Genomic DNA, 1,489 nt, shown 5'->3' on the forward strand with positions numbered 1-1,489 from the left:
CGAGGCCGGTAAGAGAGGCTTACAGCCGCAGAGCAAACCACCAGTTCACACTGGTGGTTTTGATTTTTACGCGCATGTCGTGTCAGCCTTCCAGCAATGTGGAAAACTTTAAACCGAATAGTCGCCACCGTTGATTTTTTCTCTTTATCTGGGAATGTTAGCTCTTTCATCAAATGAATGACTGTATAGGCAATACAACTCATCATCATGCGAGCCTGATTCGCAAGAAACGTTGAACTATCGGTCTTGTCGAAGGAAAAACCATGTTTGATTTCTTTGATATAATTTTCCATTGTCCCTCTCTTTTGGTAGAGCTTGTACACTGTTTGGGCAGGTATATCAACGAAATTTGATACGATAAACTCAAACGTCGTAAATAAGAGTTCGCCAGCTTCTCGAGTGGCCTTTACAGCTACTTTACGAACCGTTTCCCAAGATTTAGCTTGATAATCAATCTTGAAATACTGTGATTCTTTATGTGTAAAGTCTGTATCTGGTCCGTAAAGGACCTTTTGTTGAGCCATGTTCTTCAGTCGTGCATTGACTTTTAAACGAATAATATACTTCACTTTTTCTTGCTCGCATAACTCATAGATCTCAGGTTTGGCAAAGCCACTGTCCCCTCGGACAGTTAAAAACATATCACATGAGTGCTGTTTGTGTTGAGAGATGATGTCTGCTAAAAAGACTTCTGCATTGTTAGACGTGTACACATTGCCCGGACGAAGTTCGGCACCCAGAAACAGACCAGTCAGTCCATCAAAAGCCACTAAGGGATGATAACCCGTTGTTCCGTAGTGAGTATTGAAATCAGTCTGTTCTTGTTTTCCGAAGGTGTCTGAGTGAGTAGAATCCACGTCAATGATCATATGCTGTGTATTTTGTTGGCCGATATAGATAGTGGTCAATGCCTTGGCAATTGATTGAAGTTGAACGATATTCTCCTCCGACAGTTGATGAATAAAACGAGAAACCATCGACTGTGAACCTAAGGTCGTTTTATTTAGCCCCTGCTGAAAAACTGGATCGTGACGTAGCCAATTGGCTGAAGAATCCGTTGAGTAACCGGCTATTAACTGCACAAGAACCTGCATAAATAAATCAATATAGTCATGTGTACAATAGTTTCTTGAATCGTCAATATGCAATAACTCGTTAACCAGCTCTTTGAACTTGATCTTATGAAAAAATTCAAAGAGTAAAAGGAGACCGGAATCATTGGATAATTGACCGCCATCGTTTGACATAACCAAATGGGGATTGAATTGTAGTTGCTTTTCTTGTAAAGTTGACATTGAGCACACCTCTTGTTTTTGTTGTTTTCGTCGACTTTACAATAACATAGAGCGTGCTCTTTTTGTATGTTTTTTTCTTCACCCAACGGGTGAAGAAGGAATAGAGTGATAAACCTTATCAAAGCGGGATAAATGCCTGTTCTGACAAGGTACTATGAATTATTCAGGTACTAGTAATTTAAAAGAACTAATTG

1 protein-coding gene is annotated in these 1,489 nt (G+C 39.9%); it reads right to left on the reverse strand.

What is annotated here, in order from left to right:
* A partial coding sequence (locus ABDZ53_RS09515) for an IS1380 family transposase (RefSeq protein ID WP_343755923.1) occupies positions 1 to 1,295 on the reverse strand: 1,295 nt, incomplete at its 3' end.
* Between the last annotated feature and the right edge of the window lie 194 nt (positions 1,296 to 1,489).

The sequence above is a fragment of the Alkalibacterium iburiense genome, assembly GCF_039521845.1.
GTDB lineage: Bacteria > Bacillota > Bacilli > Lactobacillales > Carnobacteriaceae_A > Alkalibacterium > Alkalibacterium iburiense.